The sequence below is a fragment of the Mycobacterium sp. genome, from assembly GCF_032159565.1.
Classification (GTDB): Bacteria; Actinomycetota; Actinomycetes; order Mycobacteriales; family Mycobacteriaceae; genus Mycobacterium.
The window spans coordinates 1-17,468 of record NZ_JAVHWR010000184.1; the positions used below are offsets into that span (position 1 = coordinate 1).

Sequence of the window (17,468 nt, forward strand, 5' to 3'; positions counted from 1 at the left end):
CATTCATGGCATAGTGTTCCCGCACGCACGTCTCACGCAGCTCGGCCAACATGTCATATCCTGCGTCCGTCCCCTCAGGGTCTCCCTCCGCGAGCGCGATACCCATGGCGATTCTGAGCAGAACCACAGCGATATCCTCGGCCGACTTCTCGGCCATCTGCATGGCGGCACCGATCTCGGCCAGCGCAGCATCGGACGTGGCGAGCACCCCGTGCGAAATCGCGTTGTAGCTGTAGGCGATGACGGCAGCATGCGAAACCGAGTCGGCGACGCTGCTCAGCGAGATGGCGCGTCGCATGTCCTGACGCCAACCTGGCCGTCCTGAGCTCCACCTCGCAACTGCGCGGAACGCCAACGCCATCGCAAACGGCGAGCCAAGAATGATGCTTTGGGCCTCGGGTTCGGTTTCTGTTCGATGGATGACGGCCTGCGCCCAACGCAGAACGTCTTCCATCTCGTTGACTTGTACTTTGGCGACGCAGGATGCGAACGACAACGCCACCGTCAGCGACGGATCATCGATCGACTCGATCAATATCATCGTCTCCGAGGCGAGCACAGATGCCTCCTGAAGGCGCCCACGCACAACATGCTCCATCACCAGACCCGACATCCCGATTGCCAGCGAGGCCTTGTCTCCCGCAGCTGTGCAGAGTTCGCGCAGCTCCTCAAAGCGAGCGGGCATGTCGGGATGGAATCGTCGAAACACATTGCTGCACAACAACGACCGTGGGGCGATACGCATAGCGACAACGTCAGGTTCGTCGTCGGGCAGCGCATCGGCGACCTGAAGCGCGCGCTCCCAGCTGATTTGAGCGGCGGCATGATCGCGGTTGGTCGACCACGCGCCCGCCCGCATGTGCCAGTCGTACGCACGGCGTAGGTCACCGGCAGCTTCCAGGTGCTCGGCGATCAGAGCCGCGTTCTGCTCGGTCTGATCGATCGCTGCCGCGACACGCCGATGCAGTTGCCCGCGAGCGGATTTCAGCTGTGACTCGTAGGCGACCGCACGGACCAATGGATGCCGGAACGCGTATTCGGGGTGAGGGCTGAATGCGGTCTGGTCGATGAGCTCCGCCGTAATGAGATCACCCAATACAGGCTCGATCTCAAGGGCCGTCAGCATGTCGGGCTCGAAACGCGATCCAATGACCGCGGCAGCGTTCAGTATTCGCTTGGCTGCCGGGTTCAGCCGGTCGATGCGCGCGGCGATCACCGCCTGCAGTGTGTGGGGCACGTGGACGTCGGCGGACGGACCGACACACAGGTAGCAGCCTCGGCCTCCGACCAGCACATCACGCTCGCTGAGGTCCCTCACGATCTCCTCGGCGAAAAAGGGGTTGCCCGCTGCCCGCTCGGCGACGAGGTCTGCGAGCTCGGTCACCGAGGAATCCCTGCCGAGTAGGTCGGCACTGAGCTCTAACATCTGCGAATCATCCAGTGGTTCCAGCGCGATGGTCTGTGACCGTGGCCCATGCGCCAGTGCGCCGGTGTATTCGGGTCGGTATGTGATCACGGCCAGGGAACTGGTCTGCGGAACGACGGCCAAGAATTCGGCCAGTAGCGACTCGCTGACGCTGTCGATCCAGTGTGCGTCCTCGATGACATAGACAGACGGCGCCGACCGCGCCAAGGCGGACGCGTTGACCATCGAAGCCAGCCGTCGACGTCGGGCGTCGGGGTCGATCTGCGGGACGGTGATGTCGGGATCCCCGATTCCCAACACGTCGTCCAGCAGTACCAGGTCTTCGTCATCGGCATCGGAGAACCTTTCGTGCACTCGCGCGCGAGCGGCCGAATCCTCCAGCCCGGCGGCACCGGCGACGTCGAGAAGCAACTCGGCAACGGCGCGCAACGGCAGCTCTGCGGTGTGCGATTCGCAGTACGTCGTGAACACCTCGGCGCCGGCATCCTTGGCGTGTGCGGTCAGCTCCCGAACGACACGACTCTTGCCGATACCCGGCGGCCCGACGAGGCCGACGACACTTCCGTTGCCGTCGGCCGACCGCTCGAGGACGCCGGTGAGAGCGCCCATCTCCCACTGCCGGCCGACGAACGTGGGCTCGACGCGACCACGGCGCCGACCCGTCGCCATCCCGAGTAACCGGTGCGCGGGCACCGGATCGCTGGCGCCCTTGATGTGGACCTGCTCGGTCTCGCCGAGCATCGCAACGGTCTCCACGAGTCGTGCTGTCGACTCGCTGACCATCACGCCGCCGGGCGGCGCCACCGACTCCATCCGCTGCGCCATACCGACCTGCTCACCGACGGCGGTGTAACTCATTGGGCCGGAGCCGATTTCGCCGGTGATCACCTCGCCGGAGTTCAACCCGATCCGCAGCTGCAGGGACGCGTCGTCGCGTCTTTGCACCTCTGCCGCCAGGTGCTGCGCGTCGGTCTGGATGTCCAGTGCCGCGCGGCACGCTCGCAGGGCGTGGTCCTCGAGTGCGATCGGCGCGCCGAACACCGCCATGATGCCGTCGCCGGTGAACTTGTCCACCGTGCCGCCATAGCGCTGCACGATCACCGACGACCGGCGGAACACCTCGCCCATGATTTCCCGAAGCCGTTCCGGCCCGACGGCCGCCGCGATGTCCATCGAGTGCACCACGTCGGCGAACAGCACGGTGACCTGCTTGTACTCGGCGTGGCTGTCGGCGGCGGCGACGGGCGAACCGCAGGTGTCGCAGAATCGGGCGCCGTCCCTCAGCCCGGCGCCACACGCACCGCACGATATGGCCACCCCCTCATCGTGCCGTCGAAAGACAAGCCAGGGCTGTTAATCGCTGAGTTGACGACCGGGAATGTCCCCCGTAAGCGGGTGGTGCCCTGCTCGCGGGGAGTGCCCCAATTAGCGAGCGAGCTTGGCGAGGATAGCCTGCAGCTTCCTCAGTTCGGCCTGGTCGAGGGCCGACAGGATCTCCGGCGCGGGATCCTCGACGGAGCGCATGGCTGCCACCGTCTCGCGGCCCGCATCCGTCAACGACACCACCTTGCACCGCCGGTTGGCCGGATCGGTCTCGCGAACGACGAGGCCGCGACTCTCGAGGTCGTTGACCGCGACGGTGGCCGCGGGGGCGTCGACGGTCGCGGCCTGCGCGATCTCTTTGACCGTCATCGGTTGACGGGCCAGCCTTCTCAGTATCCGAATGCGGCTGAAGGGCAGCCCCGTCCGCTCGATCACGGCGCGCTTCCAGCTGTCACGGTTGTCGTTGACGAGCGACGCCATTGCGCGCCAAACCTCGTCCGCCAGTGCGTTACCGGACACGGACACCCTCCCACTGCGTTGGGTCGATCAATGGTGCGAGGCGTTGCGCCGAACGGGTGGCGCGGGCAGACGTCGACAACATGCCCAGTGCGAAGATGGCGACACCGAGGGCTGCGCAGATGTACCACAGCGGCTGGGCCGCCGCCGCGAAATCCGCGCCCGCCGTCGCCAGAGCGGCACCGGCGACCGAACCACACAGCGCGACACCGAGACTGACGCCGACCTGGCGGCTTGTCGACGCCACCGCGGAAGCCGCACCCGCGCGATCGGTCGGCATGCCGCTGACCGCCGCCGTGGTGATCGGTGCGTTCACCATCGAGAACCCGACGCCGAACACCGCGAAGACCACCAGCAGTTGCCACACCGCCGTTGTCGCGGTCAGTTGGGTGAGCATCAGCGTCGCGGCGGTGATCAAGGTGCCCGCGACGAACAACGACGGCCGGCTGCCGAATCGGCCGACCAGTCTGCCCGAAAGCGGCGAAAAGATCAGTGCGCCAACAGCAACGGGCAGATAGATCAAGCCGGTGTGCATCGCCGAGAACCCGCGCTGGCCCTGCAGGTACAGCGACATCATGAACAAGAACGCACCCCAGGAAGCGAACGCGCACACCGCGATCATGGTCGCGGAGGCGAACGGGATGCTGCGGAAGAACCGAAGATCGATGAACGGGTCGTGGCGTCGCGACTCGTAGTACAGGAACGCGACGAACGCCAGCACCGCGATCACGGCCACCGTGACGATGCGGGTGTTCGTCCAGCCCATCCCGGGACCTTCGATGAGCACGAACACCACGCCGAACAGAAAGGCCATGCCCAGCGCCTGCCCGATCGGATCGACGTCGCGCATAGTGGCCGACTTCGACTCCGGCACGAAGATCGCCGTCAGCACGATGGCGATCGCGCAGATCGGCAGGTTGATCCAGAACACCGCCCGCCAGTCGACGTATTCGATGAGTGCGCCGCCGACGATCGGGCCGAGCGCCATCGAGATGCCGACGACCCCACCCCAGACGCCGATCGCCCGTGCGCGTTCCACCCGCCCCCGGAAGACCTGGGTGATGATCGACATCGCGACGGGATTCATCATCGAGCCGCCGATGGCCTGCAGGAAGCGGGCGCCGATCAGCATCTCGATGCTCGGCGCAAGGCTGCACATCAACGACGCGACCGCGAAGACCGTCAGGCCGATCTGGAATGTGCGCCGCCGGCCGAACCGGTCGCCGGTCGCGCCCGACAGCAGTAGCAGCGAGGCCAGGACCAGGGTGTAGATGTCGATGACCCATTGAATCTGCGACGCGGACGCGCCGAACTCGGCGCGGATACTGGGGATCGCGACGTTGACGATGGTCGCATCCATCGAGACGATCAGCAGGCTCAGACAGCAGGACACCAAGATGATGGCCTTGCGACGAGCGCTCAGAGATCGGACGACGGTTTCATTCACATAACTATTGTGAAACTACAACTGTTGTTCGGGCAAGGCGAATGACAGTGAAATGCCTCTCAGGTCGCCGCCGAGATCGACGAAATGGCGCGATCCACTCGCAAAAGTTCGCCCGAACGTGAGTTTGGGCGGGTTAGCGCTTGCCGAGGTCGGTGTAGTCGCGCTCGGTGTAGCCGGTGTAGATCTGGCGCGGGCGGCCGATCTTGCCGCTGCCGTCCTCGTGCATCTCCCGCCAGTGAGCGATCCAACCCGGCAGCCGGCCGACGGAGAACAGCACGGTGAACATCCGGGTCGGGAAGCCCATCGCGCGGTAGATCACACCGGTATAGAAGTCGACATTCGGATACAGCTTGCGCTCGACGAAGAAGTCGTCGGTGAGCGCAACCTCTTCCAAGGCCTTGGCGATGTCGAGCAGTTCGTCGTCGCCGCCGAGCTTGCCCAGGATCTTGTCGGCCTGCTCCTTGACGATGCGCGCCCGCGGGTCGTAGTTCTTGTAGACCCGGTGCCCGAAGCCCATCAACTTCACGTTGTCTTCGCGGTTCTTGACCCTCTTGACGAAGTCGTGCACGTCGCCGTCGGACTGGCGAATCTTCTCCAGCATTTCCAGCACAGCCTGGTTGGCGCCGCCGTGCAGCGGACCCCACAGCGCGTTGATGCCGCCGGAGATTGAGGTGAACAGGTTGGCCTGCGACGAGCCGACCAGACGCACCGTAGACGTCGAGCAGTTCTGCTCGTGGTCGGCGTGCAGGATGAGCAGCAGGTCAAGTGCCCGCACGACTTCCGGGTCCACCTCGTAGGGCTCGGCAGGGAAGCCGAACGTCATCCGCAGGAAGTTCTCGACCAGCGTCAGCGAATTGTCGGGATACAGGAACGGCTGGCCGACCGACTTCTTGTAGGCGTACGCGGCGATGGTCGGCAGCTTGGCCAGCAACCGGATCGTGGACAGCTCGACCTGTTCGTCGTCGAAGGGATCCAGCGAATCCTGGTAGTACGCGGACAGCGCATTGACCGCACTCGATACCACCGGCATCGGGTGCGCGTTGCGCGGAAAGCCGTCGAAGAACCGCTTGAGGTCCTCGTGCAGCAGCGTGTGCCGCTGGATCTGCCCGGTGAAGGTGTCCAGCTGATCCTTCGTCGGCAGTTCGCCGTAGATCAGCAGGTAGGCGACCTCGATGAAGCTTGACTTCTCGGCGAGCTGCTCGATCGGATATCCGCGGTAGCGCAGGATGCCCGCGTCACCGTCGATGTAGGTGATGGCGCTCTTGGTGGATGCGGTGTTGACGAAGCCCTCGTCGAAGGTGGTGTAGCCGGTCTTCGCCAGCAGCGACCCCAGCGCGATACCGTCGGAACCCTCCGTAGCGTGGACGATATCCAACTCAATCTCGCCGCCGGGATAGCGCAGGCTGGCGTGCTCGTCTTTTTCTGCCACAGGCATCCCTTCGTCGCTGAGAGAACCGACCTCTGCCCTCAAAAGGTAGTCCCATTGTGGCAATCGCGCCCGCGCGGGGTGCGCGCAGGTTCAGACGGGCTGCGCGACGCCGTCAATCAGGCCTGCGAACTGGTCGAACGTCGCTTCGATCCGGTCCACGGCGTCATCGATGTCGACGCCCTGCCAACGGGTGTCCATGCCCAGGTCGGCCAGCGCGGTCATGATGATCGACGCCCACACCGCGGCGACCAGCTGCAGCCCTCGGTCTTCGAGTTCGACGTCCATCCGCCTGGCCAGCTCGACGTTGAGCGCGTGCGGCCGGAACTCCATGGTCGCCTGCCGCAATGTCGGTGAGGACATGATGATTCGCAGCGTGCACATCAGCCGCGGGGCCGTCAGTTCGCCGATGCCGGCGTTCTTGGTGTTGCGGTACATCGTCACCGACGCGCGGTACAGCGCCTCCAAGTGATTCATGTCCCCGGGCAGGCGGCCCAATTCCACTGCGGTTACGTCGACGGCGTCGTCGACGAGGGCCAGACACACCGCTTCCTTGGTGGCGAAGTAACGGCTGAAGGTGCGGGGCGAGACGTCGGCGATCGCGGCGATCTGCTCGACGGTAGTTTGCTCGAACCCCTGCGCTTCGCATAGCTCGATGGCGGCGTCGATCAGCGTGGCGCGCGTGCGCTGTTTCTTACGCTCGCGCAAACCAATTGCTGCCGAATCCCACGAATCACCAGGCACGCCAGGATGTTAACTCGACCGCTTGAAGTTGCCAAGGAAAGTGTCTTGGATCGTAATCTGCCGCAATCAGACTTTGTCGTCATCCGGCGTATGTTCGCTGGCTAATTCCGGACCGCCGGTGCGGGGCCGGCTGACCCGGTACCGCACGAATACGGGCGCGAGAACCGCCGCAACCAGAACCCCCACGACCACCAGTCCTCCGCCACCGGCGGCGGCGATCGTTGTGCCGACAGCCGCCGCGGCGGCGCCGTGCACCGCATCGGCGAGGCGGGGACCGCCCGCGACGACGACGGTGAACACCCCTTGCAACCGGCCGCGGACATCATCGGATGCCGCTTCTTGCAGGATTGTGTTGCGGAACGCCGACGACACCATGTCCGCTGCACCGCCAATAGCGAGAAACACCAAGGCAATCCACAACATCAGCCCGGCCGTTCCGCCGGCCAGACCACTGGCCACGCCGAACCCGATCATCGCCACGCCCCACACCAGGATCGCGAGGACCACAGCCAAACCCTGGCGCTGAATGCGCGGTAGCCAGCCGGAGAACACGCCGCCCGCCACGGCGCCCACCGAGATGGCGGCGGCCAGCAGCGCCATGGTGGTGCCGCCCTCGACGGGTCCGCCGAAGCTTTCGTGAGCCATCTGCGGAAAGAGCGCCCGCGGCATGCCGAAGATCATCGCGATCAGGTCGACGACGAACGACATCAGCACGACGGTGTTGCCTGCCAGATAGCGGAACCCGTCGAGCACGGCACGGAATCCCCAGCCCGACGAGCCGGCCTCGCCGTTGCTCGGTGGAATCGGCTTGAGCCGGAACGTGGCCCAGATGGGTGCGATACAGGTGATCGTGTCGATCAGGTACAACGTGGACAGGTCGACCCAGCGCAGCATGACCCCTGCCATCAGCGGGCCGACGATCGCGCCGAACTGGAACACTGTGATGTTGAGCGAGTTGGCCGCAGGCAGTTGGTCGGCGGCCACCATCCGCGGGATCGCCGCCGACCGCGTCGGCTGATTGATCGCATAGAACGCCTGCTGCACCGACAGCAGGCAGAGCACCACCCACACGTTGTTGAGCGACAGTGCAGCCTGCACCCACAGCAGCACCGATGCCACGGCCAGCCCGCAGGAGGTGATGATCAGCAGCAGGCGTCGATCCATCGCGTCGGCCCAAGCGCCTCCCCACAGGCCGAACACCACGAGGGGAACCAGCGCGAACAGGCCGGAAAGACCGACGTACGCCGAGTTCTGGGTGAGCGCATAGATCTGGACCGGCACCGCGAAGATGGTGAGGTTGGCCCCGACGACCGTGACGACGCCGGCCGAGAACAGCCGTCGGAAGTCCGGCGAGGTCCGCAGCGGAGTGACGTCGGCGAAGAACCCCGCCACTACGGCTGAAGCCGCTGGATGCGGCCCTCTGCTACCCGAATCCTGTTGTGCACCCGGTTCTCCCGGCCCTGCCAAAATTCGACGACGTCCGGCGCGACGAGGTATCCACCCCAGTTCGGCGGCACCGGGACCTCGTCGAGGTCGGCGAAACGTTGTGTGACGTCGGCCAACTGGTCGAGCAGAGCCGCGCGCGACTCAATCGGATGAGATTGGTGCGAAGCCCAGGCGCCCAGCTGGGAGCCGCGCGGCCGATGGCGCCAGTAGTCGGCGGTCACCTCCGCGGACACCCTCGTCACCGGGCCGCGCACGTGCACCTGGCGGCCGAGCGCAAACCACGGGAAGGTCGCCGACGCGTACGGCGTCGAGGCGAGTTGCTCACCCTTGGCGGAGTCGTAATTGGTGAAGAAGGTGATCCCGGTGTCGTCCACGGACTTGCACAACACAGACCGGGTCACCGGCCGTCCTTCGTCGTCGACCGTGCCGACCACCATGGCGTTGGGCTCGGCGACTCCTGCGCCCTCGGCGTCGGCTAACCATTTGCGCAGCAGTGCAACCCACCCGTCGGCGAGCCAGTCGGCATCCAGGTCGGGGCTGCCGTCCTTTTCCGCCGAGCCGTACTCCACACGCATTGCGGCCAGTCGTTCGTTTTCCGGGGTGGCCACCGCGCCAACGCTACGCCCCAACAGTTCGGCTACTTGTTACCGACCGGTAGCGAAGGGCCCCGGGGTGGGTGCGAGAATCACCCCATGACTGAGGTACCCGAGGACTTCGTCTCTGGCCTGGAAGGCGTTGTGGCCTTCACCACCGAGATCGCGGAACCGGACAAAGACGGTGGCGCGCTGCGGTACCGCGGCGTCGACATCGAGGAGTTGGTCGACCGGCAGGTCACTTTCGGCGACGTGTGGGCGCTGCTCGTCGACGGCGGGTTCGGGCGTCCGTTGCCGCCTGCCGAACCGTTCCCGTTGCCGATCCACAGCGGCGACGTCCGCGTCGACGTGCAGGCCGGCCTGGCGATGCTCGCGCCGATCTGGGGCTACCAGCCGCTGCTCGACATCGACGACGCCACCGCCCGTGACCAGTTGGCCCGCGCGTCGGTGATGGCACTGTCCTACGTCGCGCAATCCGCCCGCGGTATCTACCAGCCCGCCGTCCCGCAGCGGAAGATAGACGAATGCTCTACTGTGACAGCGCGTTTCATGACCCGCTGGCAGGGTGAGCCTGATCCCAGGCACATCGAGGCGATCGATGCCTACTGGGTGTCGGCCGCCGAACACGGCATGAACGCATCGACGTTCACCGCCCGGGTGATCGCGTCGACGGGCGCCGACGTGGCCGCCGCGCTGTCCGGTGCCATCGGCGCGATGAGCGGCCCACTGCACGGCGGCGCGCCCGCGCGGGTGATCCCGATGATCGAAGAGGCCGAGCGCACCGGCGACGCACGGACGGTCGTCCGCGGCGTGCTGGACCGCAAGGAGAAGCTGATGGGCTTCGGCCACCGCGTGTACCGCGCGCAGGATCCGCGGGCCCGAGTGCTGCGGGCCACCGCCAAGCGACTCGAGGCGCCGCGCTACGAGGTTGCCGCCGCGCTCGAGCAGGCCGCGCTGACCGAACTGAGGGAGCGTCGGCCCGACCGAGCCATCGAGACCAACGTCGAGTTCTGGGCGGCGGTGATCCTGGACTTCGCCGAGGTGCCGGTGAAGATGATGCCCGCGATGTTCACCTGCGGGCGCACCGCCGGTTGGAGCGCGCACATCCTCGAACAGAAGAGACTCGGCAAGCTCGTCCGCCCGTCGGCAATCTACGTCGGCCCCGCTCCGCGCAGCCCCGAATCCGTCGAGGGCTGGAACGAGATCGCGAAAGGCTGACCACGGTGGCGGCCACGGTCACCACTTTCGAGTCGGCGGCACGAAGCTTCGCCGGTCTGGTCCACCGGATCCCCGCCGACGGCTGGGACGGGCCGGGACTCGGCGACTGGGACATGCGGTCGTTGGTCGGGCACGCGTCGCGTTCGCTCATCACCGTCAGCACCTATCTGGAGACGTCCGCGGAGCACGAGGACGTCGCGACTCCGCAGGACTACTACGCGGGGATCGCCGACTACATGTCGAACGCCGATGCGGGGGCGATCACCGAACGCGGCAGACAGGCGGGCCGCGACCTCGGCGACAACCCGGCGCAGACGATCGACGACCTTATCGAACGCGTGCTGGGCGAACTCGCGACGGCGGCCGCCGACCCACTCGTCGCGGTGATCGGCGGGCTGGGGATCCGTCTGCACACCTATCTGCCGACGCGAACCTTCGAACTGGCCGTGCACAGCCTGGATATCGCACGCGCGGCCGCGCTTTCGTTCGATCTGCCCGACATCGTGCTCGACGAGGCCACGGTGCTCGCGGCGCGGATCGCCGTGACGACCGGGCGGGGCAGCGAAGTGCTGATGTCGCTGACAGGGCGACGTGTCCTACCGCCGGGATTTTCGGTCGTATGACCGCGATGAATTTTCGGCGCGGCGATAGTCGTTAGTAGCGACCACCCCAGACAGGAGACCACCATGGCAATCGAAGTCCAGCCCGCGGTGCTGCCGCACCTGATCGTCGACGACGCCGCCGCCGCGATCGACTTCTATGTGAAGGCGTTCGGCGCCGTCGAACTCGGCCGGGTGCCCGGTCCGGACGGCAAGCTCGTCCACGCCGCCCTCGCAATCAACGGCTCAACGGTGATGCTGAACGACGACTTCCCGGAGATGAGCGGCGGTAAGTCGATGACACCGAAAGCGCTCGGCGGTTCACCGGTGACCATCCACCTCGTCGTCACCGACGTGGACGCGAAGTTCCAGCAGGCTATCGACGCGGGCGCGAGCGTCGTCATGCCGGTCGATGACCAGTTCTGGGGCGACCGCTACGGCGTGCTGCGCGACCCGTTCGGCCACCAGTGGTCAATGGGCCAGCCGGTGCGCGAGGTCAGCATGGACGAAATCGAAGAGGCGATGAAGCGGCAGTAGCCGCTGCGCCCGCGGCTAGAAGACCTCTTTCTGGACCTGGTCGGGGCCGTCGTACTCCTTGTCGGGTATCCCCTTGAGGCTGTCGACGATCTCGTCGTTGGCCCCGTGCTTCCTGGCATGCTCCACGAGGTCGTCCTTGCGCGCCGGGTAGTTGACTCCGCCCAGTGACTTCTGCAGGTCGATGGGATTGGGCATTTGGTTGCTCCTTTGCGACTGGCTATCGCGCCGGGGTAGCCGAATGCCTTCGAGTGAAACCTCCCCCATCACAGCGGGTGACGTTTCGCAGAAAAAGTTCGAGAAGTGCTCTGCGAAACGTTGATTGCTGTGATTCCAGTGGCGAAACGGTGCCGGTACTGCGTCAGCGCCGCAGCCCGGCCAGCAGGCGCTGCCGGAGCGGCGGAGCGGGTGCCGTGGCCGCGACGGCCAGCATGTCGGCGATCGACGTGAACTTGTTCCGTGGCCGGTTTTCTCCGCCGCGAGCGATCTCGGCTTCATCGATGGCGTGCCAGCCGGCCGCGTCCACCACGTCCGCTCGGCGGCTTCGCACCAGCTTGTCCAACTCCGCCGGTTTGGCCGCCGGGTCGGTGAGCAGGCCCGCGTTGTAGTCGTCGACCAGGTTCTGCACCGTCTGAAACGCGCACGACTTGTTGGTGCCGATGAAGCCGGTCGGTCCGCGTTTGATCCAACCCGCGACGTAGCTTCCGCGCACCGGTCGGCCGCTCCGCGGGTCAACGACCCGGCCGCCGTCGTTCGGCACCACAGCGGCGGTGTCGTCGAACGGCAGATCCCGAATCGGCCTGCCGCGGTAGCCGATAGACGTCAGCACGAGGCCGGAGTCGAGCCGACGGGTTTCGTCGGTATCGGTCACCGTGAACTCGATGCCGGTGACCCGGTCGGCGCCGAGCACGCGGTGCGGCGTCATGCGGTAGGCGAAACGGATCCGCGGCCGCGTAGCGGGTACCGACGCGTCGCCGAGCTTGCGCAGGATCTCCAGTTTATTGCGGGTCAGCGGGTCCTCAACGGTGGCCAGGTCGGCCAGCACCAGGTCGTGGTCGGCGGCGTCGAGCACCACGTCGCACGTCGACGTCAGCCCGATGAGTTCGGGCAGTGTGAACGCGGACTGCGCGGGCCCGCGGCGGGCGGCGATCATCACCTCGGTGACCTTCGACTGCCGCAGCGCCGCCAGTGCATGATCGGAGATGTCGGTGTGGCTCAACCCATCCGGATCGGTCGTCAAGATACGTGCGACATCCAGGGCGACGTTTCCGTTGCCGACGATCACCACGCGCTCGTGCCGCAGATCCACGGGTAGGTCGGTGAATTCGGGATGCCCGTTGACCCATGCGACCATCTCGGTGGCCGTGCCCGTGCCGGGCAGCCCCATGCCGTCGATCTCGAGCCTGCGATCGTTCGGGGCGCCGACGGCGTAGAGCACCGCGTGATGGTGGTCCAGCACTTCGGCGTGAGACAGGTCCGAACCCACCTCGACATTGAGGAAAAGCCGGAAGCCCCGTCGCTTCGCGATCTTGTCGAACAGCCGGGTGACCCTCTTGGTGCTCTGGTGGTCGGGCGCCACGCCCGCACGCACCAGGCCATACGGAGTCGGCAGCCGTTCGAAGACGTTGACACGCACACCCTGTTGGGTCAGCAGTTCGTCGGCGGCGTACATCGCAGCGGGTCCGGAGCCGACGATCGCCACAGTCAACGGATTCGCCCCGCGCACATGCACTTTCGGCGCGTCGATCACCGGCGCCAATTTCGACGTCGGAGGCAGCTTCTCACCTGCGGGCCGGTCCGGGTAGTACGCCGCGTTGAGCGCGACGAAGGGCAGCTGCTTCGGCTCGAGCTTCGTGTCGGGCGCGATCGCGCCGACCGGGCACGCGCTCACGCACGCACCGCAGTCGACGCAGGCGACCGGATCGATGTAGAGCATCTCGGCGGTCGCGAAGCCCGGTTCGTCCGGTGACGGATGAATACAGTTCACCGGGCAGGCATAGACACAGGACCCGTCGCTACAGCACGACTGGGTGATCACATGGGGCATAGGAAGTTCCGGCGTGGGTTGCGCTTAGGCGGCCGACACCAGATGTTGGCGGGCGGGTTCGCTGCGGTAACGGCTGGGCCTGCCGTCGATTCTGCAGATCCGCCATACCAGCTTGGCGATCGGGTTGATCAAGCCGGTGTCGTGGCAGAGCATCCGGACGTCACCGAACATGTCGCGCAGCATCTGTCGGGATTCGGGCGATCGGAAGAAGATTTCCTTGCGGACCGAGCGGGGGATGTCGAATTCCTTCCAGAACGCCCGCGGCGGAACGATGATGGCCGAGCACAGGATCCGCATCGTCAGCGGAACGAAGAGCGACAGCCAGAACCGCTTCCGCCGCGGCAGGTGAGGAACTCGCTTGCGCAGATATTCGTGCGCGAACGAGATGTGCCGGGCTTCCTCGGCGACGTGGATGGCCATCACCCGTTCCATGATCGGATGCAGCGTTTTCCCTTCGCGCAGAACATTTTTCTGTGTGTGGTCGATCGGTTCTTCGCCGGCGAGAATGCCGAACCAGAACGGAATCGGTAGGGGCCCCGCAACCAGCGGGATGAACGGCTGGATCCACTTGAGCAGCCGTGGCATCCCCGGCACATCGGCACCGATGCGGTTCACCATCTCCTGGAACATCATCGTGTGGTTGCATTCCTCGACCGCCTCGTGCAGGCAGTACCGGTATTCCGGCGAGCCGTTGGGCGTCCAGAACGCGTACTCCATCAGGCCACGGATCAGGATCGATTCGAAATGCAGGCCGACCTTCGCCACGTTGGCCTGTCGCCACATGCCGATCTCGATCTGACGCTCGAGCGGTTGCGCCCTGTACCAGCTGTGCCGGCCGATCGGATCCGTCGCGGGCAGGATCCATCGCTCGTCGTTGTCGATCACCGCGAACTCCGGAGAGTCCCAGTCGATGTCGGTGTAGGGATTGAAATTGCGCCGCACCGACCCCTCGGACAGCGTGGTGAGCATGTCGGTGTATTCGGTGTCGTCGACGACATCCATGTTGCGACGCCACCGCCTGACCATCTTCGTACGAGCCATCAGAAGCCTCCCCTGAGGTTTACATTTGCGGCCTGCGTGTCCATCGACGGTACCGCAGGTATCGCATATGTGAAATGCCCTGATGCGCGATGTGCCAAACGGGCCCGCGCGACCGCATATGTGATGCAGATCACAATAGCGGGTAGACGTGCAGGCAGAAGTCGAGCTGAGGCCGTCGGGCGCTTTACGAACTGATGCCTAGTCGGACGGCCGCGCGCGCCCGCATCCTGACGAACCAGATTTACGGAGTGCCGAAGTCGACCGTCCAGTAGTTGCCTCCCGGACCACCGCTGAGATGAGCCGCCCCGGCCTGTTGCAAATCGCAGTTCAAAATATTGTTGCGATGTCCCCACGGCGGACTTGCCGTCGCGTCGTTCTGCATCCAGGAGACGAGTGCCTCATTGGGGCTCCCCTGCCCGATAGCCACGATCTCGGCGCGCCCTGAGTTGTATCCGGCAGCCTGGATCGGACCGCCGTCATCCCAAGACTGCTTGCCATTGGCGTTCTGATGCGGATCGCCGCCCGCTCCCGGGCCGGCGATGAACTGATTGTGGGTTGCCGCCGCAGTGCCCAGATTCGCCGAATTGGCGAGCGGGTTGTCACAGGCCGTCATCTTGGCACCCGCACCGGCATTCACGTCACCGTTGGGCGGGTATTTTTCGGGGTGGCCCCGCGCGTCGTTGACTGCAGCGAGAAGTGCCGGATCCGGACCACCGGAACCCACGTTCCCGCTACCGCCGCCGGCGGCAGCGTTGTTGGGCTTCAAACCGCCCGTCGCGCCGACACCTGCATTGGCGTTCTGCTGCCACGTCTCGGTGCGTCGTGCCGGGGTGACGCAGATGCCGTCACCGTCGTACGCTTCCCGCCAGACCAACCCATTTATGCAGGTGAGCGGCCCATAAGCGCCTCCGCCGGCATAGCCCGCGTCCTTATTGGCGTTCTCCTGCTGGACGAGCGCTGCGATGGCGGGCGAGACGCACACCATGTCGCTGTCGTTGGCTTTGCGCGGCACCTGGCCTGCAGCGTCGTTCGAAACACAGCCACCGTCGGCTTGAGCCGGAACCGCCGTGAGCACGGATCCGAAGACGGTGACCGCTGCCGCGCAGATCGGCAGCAATACGAATGATTTCGCCGTGATACTCATCTGTGGCCTCCTTCGGGCCTGATTGCGAGCTAATGGTCCACAGGGTGACGCTATGCCTGACGGGGCCGCTGACGAATCGGGTGTTTCCCTACGTTTTCGCCTTGGCTTCGGAGCCGCTTCGAATGTCTTGACCACGTCCGAACCTCGACGGCGGGCGCCGAAGGAGCCCGAATTATGAGTGCTTGCCGACCCGCTACTTCCTTCCGAAGTCTCCGGCAGCCGTCATGTTGTCGCCGTTGCTCACCGCGGAGAACCCGGCATCGGTCAGTGTGCAGTCGGTGATGATCGCGCGGTGGCCGGGACTGTTCATCCACCAGGACACCGCGGCGGCGGGCGCGTCGCTCAAGCCGCTGCTCCAGAAAATGACCTCGCCGAGCGAGGCGTACGGCGCGTAGCCGGCGTCCGTGACGCGCTGCACCAGGGAGGAGCCGTCGGAACCGGTGTGGTCCGTCACCCCGTTGGCGAGCATGTCGTTGGCCTGCCGCGCGGCGGAGTGGGTCAACTGCGGGTTGGCCGCAACAGGGCCGCATCCATTGGCCGCGCGCGTGGCGTTGATTTCGCTCAGCACGACGCCGCCCTGGTCACCGCCGTCGGCCTGGGCCGGCACCGCGGCGAGCACCGGACAAAGAACCATTACCGCCGCTGCACAGACCGTTGTCAGCGTCGAGGCTTTTCCGTTGTTCATAACGCGACCCCACATCGGGCTCGAATTGCAGTCCCGACCAGTCACAGTATGGACTCAGCCGGTGCCGACGAATCGGGTGTTTGGCATATTTCCCGCGTTTCTCACACCGGCCTCCCCGCAGCGAGGGCCCAGATCCGGTCACTACCCTTGTCCCCATGGCCGAACTGACGATTCCCGCCGACCTCAAACCCGCCGACGGACGATTCGGCTGCGGACCGTCGAAGGTGCGCCCGGAGCAATTGCAAGCGCTGGCCGCCGCGGGCGACCTGTTCGGCACGTCGCACCGGCAGGCGCCGGTGAAAAACCTGGTCGGCCGGGTCCGCGACGGAGTGCGTGAGCTCTTCTCGGCCCCCGACGGCTACGAGGTCATCCTCGGCAACGGCGGCTCGACCGCGTTCTGGGACGCCGCGGCATTCGGCCTCATCGACAAGCGCTCGCTGCACCTCACCTACGGCGAGTTCAGCGCGAAGTTCGCCTCCGCCGTCGGCAAGAACCCGTTCGTCGGAGACCCCGTAGTCGTGAACGCCGACCCGGGCAGCGCCCCGAAGCCGCAATCGGATCCGTCCGTCGACGTCATCGCCTGGGCGCACAACGAGACCTCGACCGGGGTGGCGGTGCCCGTGGCCCGCCCGGAAGGCTCCGGCGACGCGCTCATCGTCATAGACGCCACGTCGGCGGCGGGCGGCCTCCCGGTGGACATCACCGACGCCGACGCGTATTACTTTGCGCCGCAGAAGAATTTCGCCAGCGACGGCGGGTTGTGGGTTGCGGTCGTCTCCCCCGCCGCACTCTCGCGCATCGAGTCGATCGCCGCTTCCGGACGCTGGGTGCCGGACTTCCTGTCGCTGCCCATCGCCGTCGAGAACAGCCTGAAGAACCAGACCTACAACACCCCGGCCATCGGCACGCTGATCCTGCTTGCCGAGCAGCTCGACTGGATGCAGGCCAACGGCGGGCTGGACTGGGCCGTCAAGCGCACCGCGGACTCGTCACAGCGGCTCTACTCCTGGGCCGAGGCGTCGCAATTCGCCAAGCCGTTCGTCGCCGATCCCGAGCTTCGTTCACAGGTGGTCGGCACCATCGACTTCTCCGACGACGTCGATGCCGCGGTGGTCGCCAAGGCGCTACGGGCTAACGGCATCGTCGACACCGAGCCCTACCGCAAACTCGGCCGCAACCAGTTGCGGATCGGCATGTTCACCGCCGTCGAACCCGACGACGTGACCGCGCTGACGCGATGCGTCGATTGGGTGGTGGAACGGCTCTGACCTGGGTAGCT

16 protein-coding genes are annotated in these 17,468 nt (G+C 65.8%); 4 read left to right on the plus strand and 12 right to left on the minus strand.

What is annotated here, in order from left to right; translation table 11 throughout:
• The 7 genes from QOC76_RS24470 to pdxH all read right to left on the minus strand — a co-directional run.
• Positions 1 to 2,743 (minus strand): ATP-binding protein (locus QOC76_RS24470; protein WP_526361299.1); only part of this gene is annotated, 2,743 nt, incomplete at its 3' end.
• Between the two features lie 108 nt (positions 2,744 to 2,851).
• Entirely contained in the window at positions 2,852 to 3,268 is a 417-nt protein-coding gene (locus tag QOC76_RS24475) for a MarR family winged helix-turn-helix transcriptional regulator (protein ID WP_526361301.1), read from the minus strand.
• Entirely contained in the window at positions 3,258 to 4,712 is a 1,455-nt protein-coding gene (locus QOC76_RS24480; protein WP_526361303.1) for an MFS transporter, read from the minus strand. Before QOC76_RS24480 ends, QOC76_RS24475 begins: the two co-directional genes overlap by 11 nt.
• Before the next feature lie 133 nt (positions 4,713 to 4,845).
• The gene (locus tag QOC76_RS24485) at positions 4,846 to 6,141 is read right to left on the minus strand and encodes a citrate synthase (RefSeq protein ID WP_526361305.1); all 1,296 of its coding nucleotides are present in this window, start codon (positions 6,139 to 6,141) and stop codon (positions 4,846 to 4,848) included.
• Positions 6,142 to 6,231: 90 nt separating this feature from the next.
• Positions 6,232 to 6,882 carry a TetR family transcriptional regulator gene (locus tag QOC76_RS24490; protein ID WP_526361307.1) on the minus strand — a complete coding sequence of 217 codons (651 nt, stop codon included), beginning with the start codon at positions 6,880 to 6,882 and terminating at the stop codon, positions 6,232 to 6,234.
• A 66-nt stretch (positions 6,883 to 6,948) separates the two neighbouring features.
• Positions 6,949 to 8,274: an MFS transporter gene (locus QOC76_RS24495; protein ID WP_526361309.1), complete on the minus strand. Its 1,326-nt coding sequence runs from the start codon at positions 8,272 to 8,274 to the stop codon at positions 6,949 to 6,951.
• The gene (gene pdxH, locus QOC76_RS24500; protein ID WP_526361311.1) at positions 8,274 to 8,936 is read right to left on the minus strand and encodes a pyridoxamine 5'-phosphate oxidase; all 663 of its coding nucleotides are present in this window, start codon (positions 8,934 to 8,936) and stop codon (positions 8,274 to 8,276) included. The genes QOC76_RS24495 and pdxH overlap by 1 nt, the downstream gene beginning before the upstream one ends.
• 84 nt (positions 8,937 to 9,020) lie before the next feature.
• On the opposite strand from pdxH, the gene QOC76_RS24505 reads away from it, so the two are divergent.
• The 3 genes from QOC76_RS24505 to QOC76_RS24515 all read left to right on the plus strand — a co-directional run bounded on the left by QOC76_RS24505 (position 9,021) and on the right by QOC76_RS24515 (position 11,275).
• Entirely contained in the window at positions 9,021 to 10,139 is a 1,119-nt protein-coding gene (locus QOC76_RS24505; protein WP_526361313.1) for a citrate synthase, read from the plus strand.
• The gene (locus tag QOC76_RS24510) at positions 10,136 to 10,762 is read left to right on the plus strand and encodes a maleylpyruvate isomerase N-terminal domain-containing protein (protein WP_526361473.1); all 627 of its coding nucleotides are present in this window, start codon (positions 10,136 to 10,138) and stop codon (positions 10,760 to 10,762) included. Before QOC76_RS24505 ends, QOC76_RS24510 begins: the two co-directional genes overlap by 4 nt.
• 63 nt (positions 10,763 to 10,825) lie before the next feature.
• Complete coding sequence (locus tag QOC76_RS24515; protein ID WP_526361315.1) at positions 10,826 to 11,275, plus strand: VOC family protein; 450 nt, start codon at positions 10,826 to 10,828, stop codon at positions 11,273 to 11,275.
• Positions 11,276 to 11,290: 15 nt separating this feature from the next.
• Here the strand turns inward: QOC76_RS24515 and QOC76_RS24520 are convergent, their stop codons facing one another.
• From QOC76_RS24520 to QOC76_RS24540, 5 genes are all read right to left on the minus strand, one after another.
• Positions 11,291 to 11,470, minus strand: coding sequence for a DUF2795 domain-containing protein (locus tag QOC76_RS24520; protein ID WP_526361316.1), 180 nt, complete (start codon positions 11,468 to 11,470; stop codon positions 11,291 to 11,293).
• Positions 11,471 to 11,633: 163 nt separating this feature from the next.
• Positions 11,634 to 13,319 (minus strand): FAD-dependent oxidoreductase, encoded by a 1,686-nt coding sequence (locus QOC76_RS24525; protein ID WP_526361318.1) that lies wholly within the window; start codon positions 13,317 to 13,319, stop codon positions 11,634 to 11,636.
• Between the two features lie 24 nt (positions 13,320 to 13,343).
• Complete coding sequence (locus QOC76_RS24530; protein ID WP_526361320.1) at positions 13,344 to 14,360, minus strand: diiron oxygenase; 1,017 nt, start codon at positions 14,358 to 14,360, stop codon at positions 13,344 to 13,346.
• A gap of 241 nt (positions 14,361 to 14,601) precedes the next feature.
• A complete protein-coding gene (locus QOC76_RS24535; RefSeq protein WP_526361322.1) occupies positions 14,602 to 15,504 on the minus strand; it encodes a CAP domain-containing protein in 903 nt (300 codons plus the stop codon).
• Between the two features lie 193 nt (positions 15,505 to 15,697).
• Positions 15,698 to 16,189: a CAP domain-containing protein gene (locus QOC76_RS24540; RefSeq protein WP_526361324.1), complete on the minus strand. Its 492-nt coding sequence runs from the start codon at positions 16,187 to 16,189 to the stop codon at positions 15,698 to 15,700.
• Between the two features lie 155 nt (positions 16,190 to 16,344).
• On the opposite strand from QOC76_RS24540, the gene serC reads away from it, so the two are divergent.
• Positions 16,345 to 17,457, plus strand: a complete 1,113-nt coding sequence (gene serC / locus QOC76_RS24545) for a phosphoserine transaminase (protein WP_526361326.1) — start codon at positions 16,345 to 16,347, stop codon at positions 17,455 to 17,457.
• Positions 17,458 to 17,468: the final 11 nt, after the last annotated feature.

Coding starts and splice junctions, on each gene's coding strand:
- QOC76_RS24515 (WP_526361315.1), top strand. CDS start 10,826: ATGGCAATCGAAGTCCAGCCCGCGGTGCTGCCGCACCTGATCGTCGAC.
- QOC76_RS24505 (WP_526361313.1), top strand. CDS start 9,021: ATGACTGAGGTACCCGAGGACTTCGTCTCTGGCCTGGAAGGCGTTGTG.
- QOC76_RS24525 (WP_526361318.1), bottom strand. CDS start 13,319: ATGCCCCATGTGATCACCCAGTCGTGCTGTAGCGACGGGTCCTGTGTC.
- QOC76_RS24530 (WP_526361320.1), bottom strand. CDS start 14,360: ATGGCTCGTACGAAGATGGTCAGGCGGTGGCGTCGCAACATGGATGTC.
- QOC76_RS24520 (WP_526361316.1), bottom strand. CDS start 11,470: ATGCCCAATCCCATCGACCTGCAGAAGTCACTGGGCGGAGTCAACTAC.
- QOC76_RS24535 (WP_526361322.1), bottom strand. CDS start 15,504: ATGAGTATCACGGCGAAATCATTCGTATTGCTGCCGATCTGCGCGGCA.
- QOC76_RS24540 (WP_526361324.1), bottom strand. CDS start 16,189: ATGAACAACGGAAAAGCCTCGACGCTGACAACGGTCTGTGCAGCGGCG.
- serC (WP_526361326.1), top strand. CDS start 16,345: ATGGCCGAACTGACGATTCCCGCCGACCTCAAACCCGCCGACGGACGA.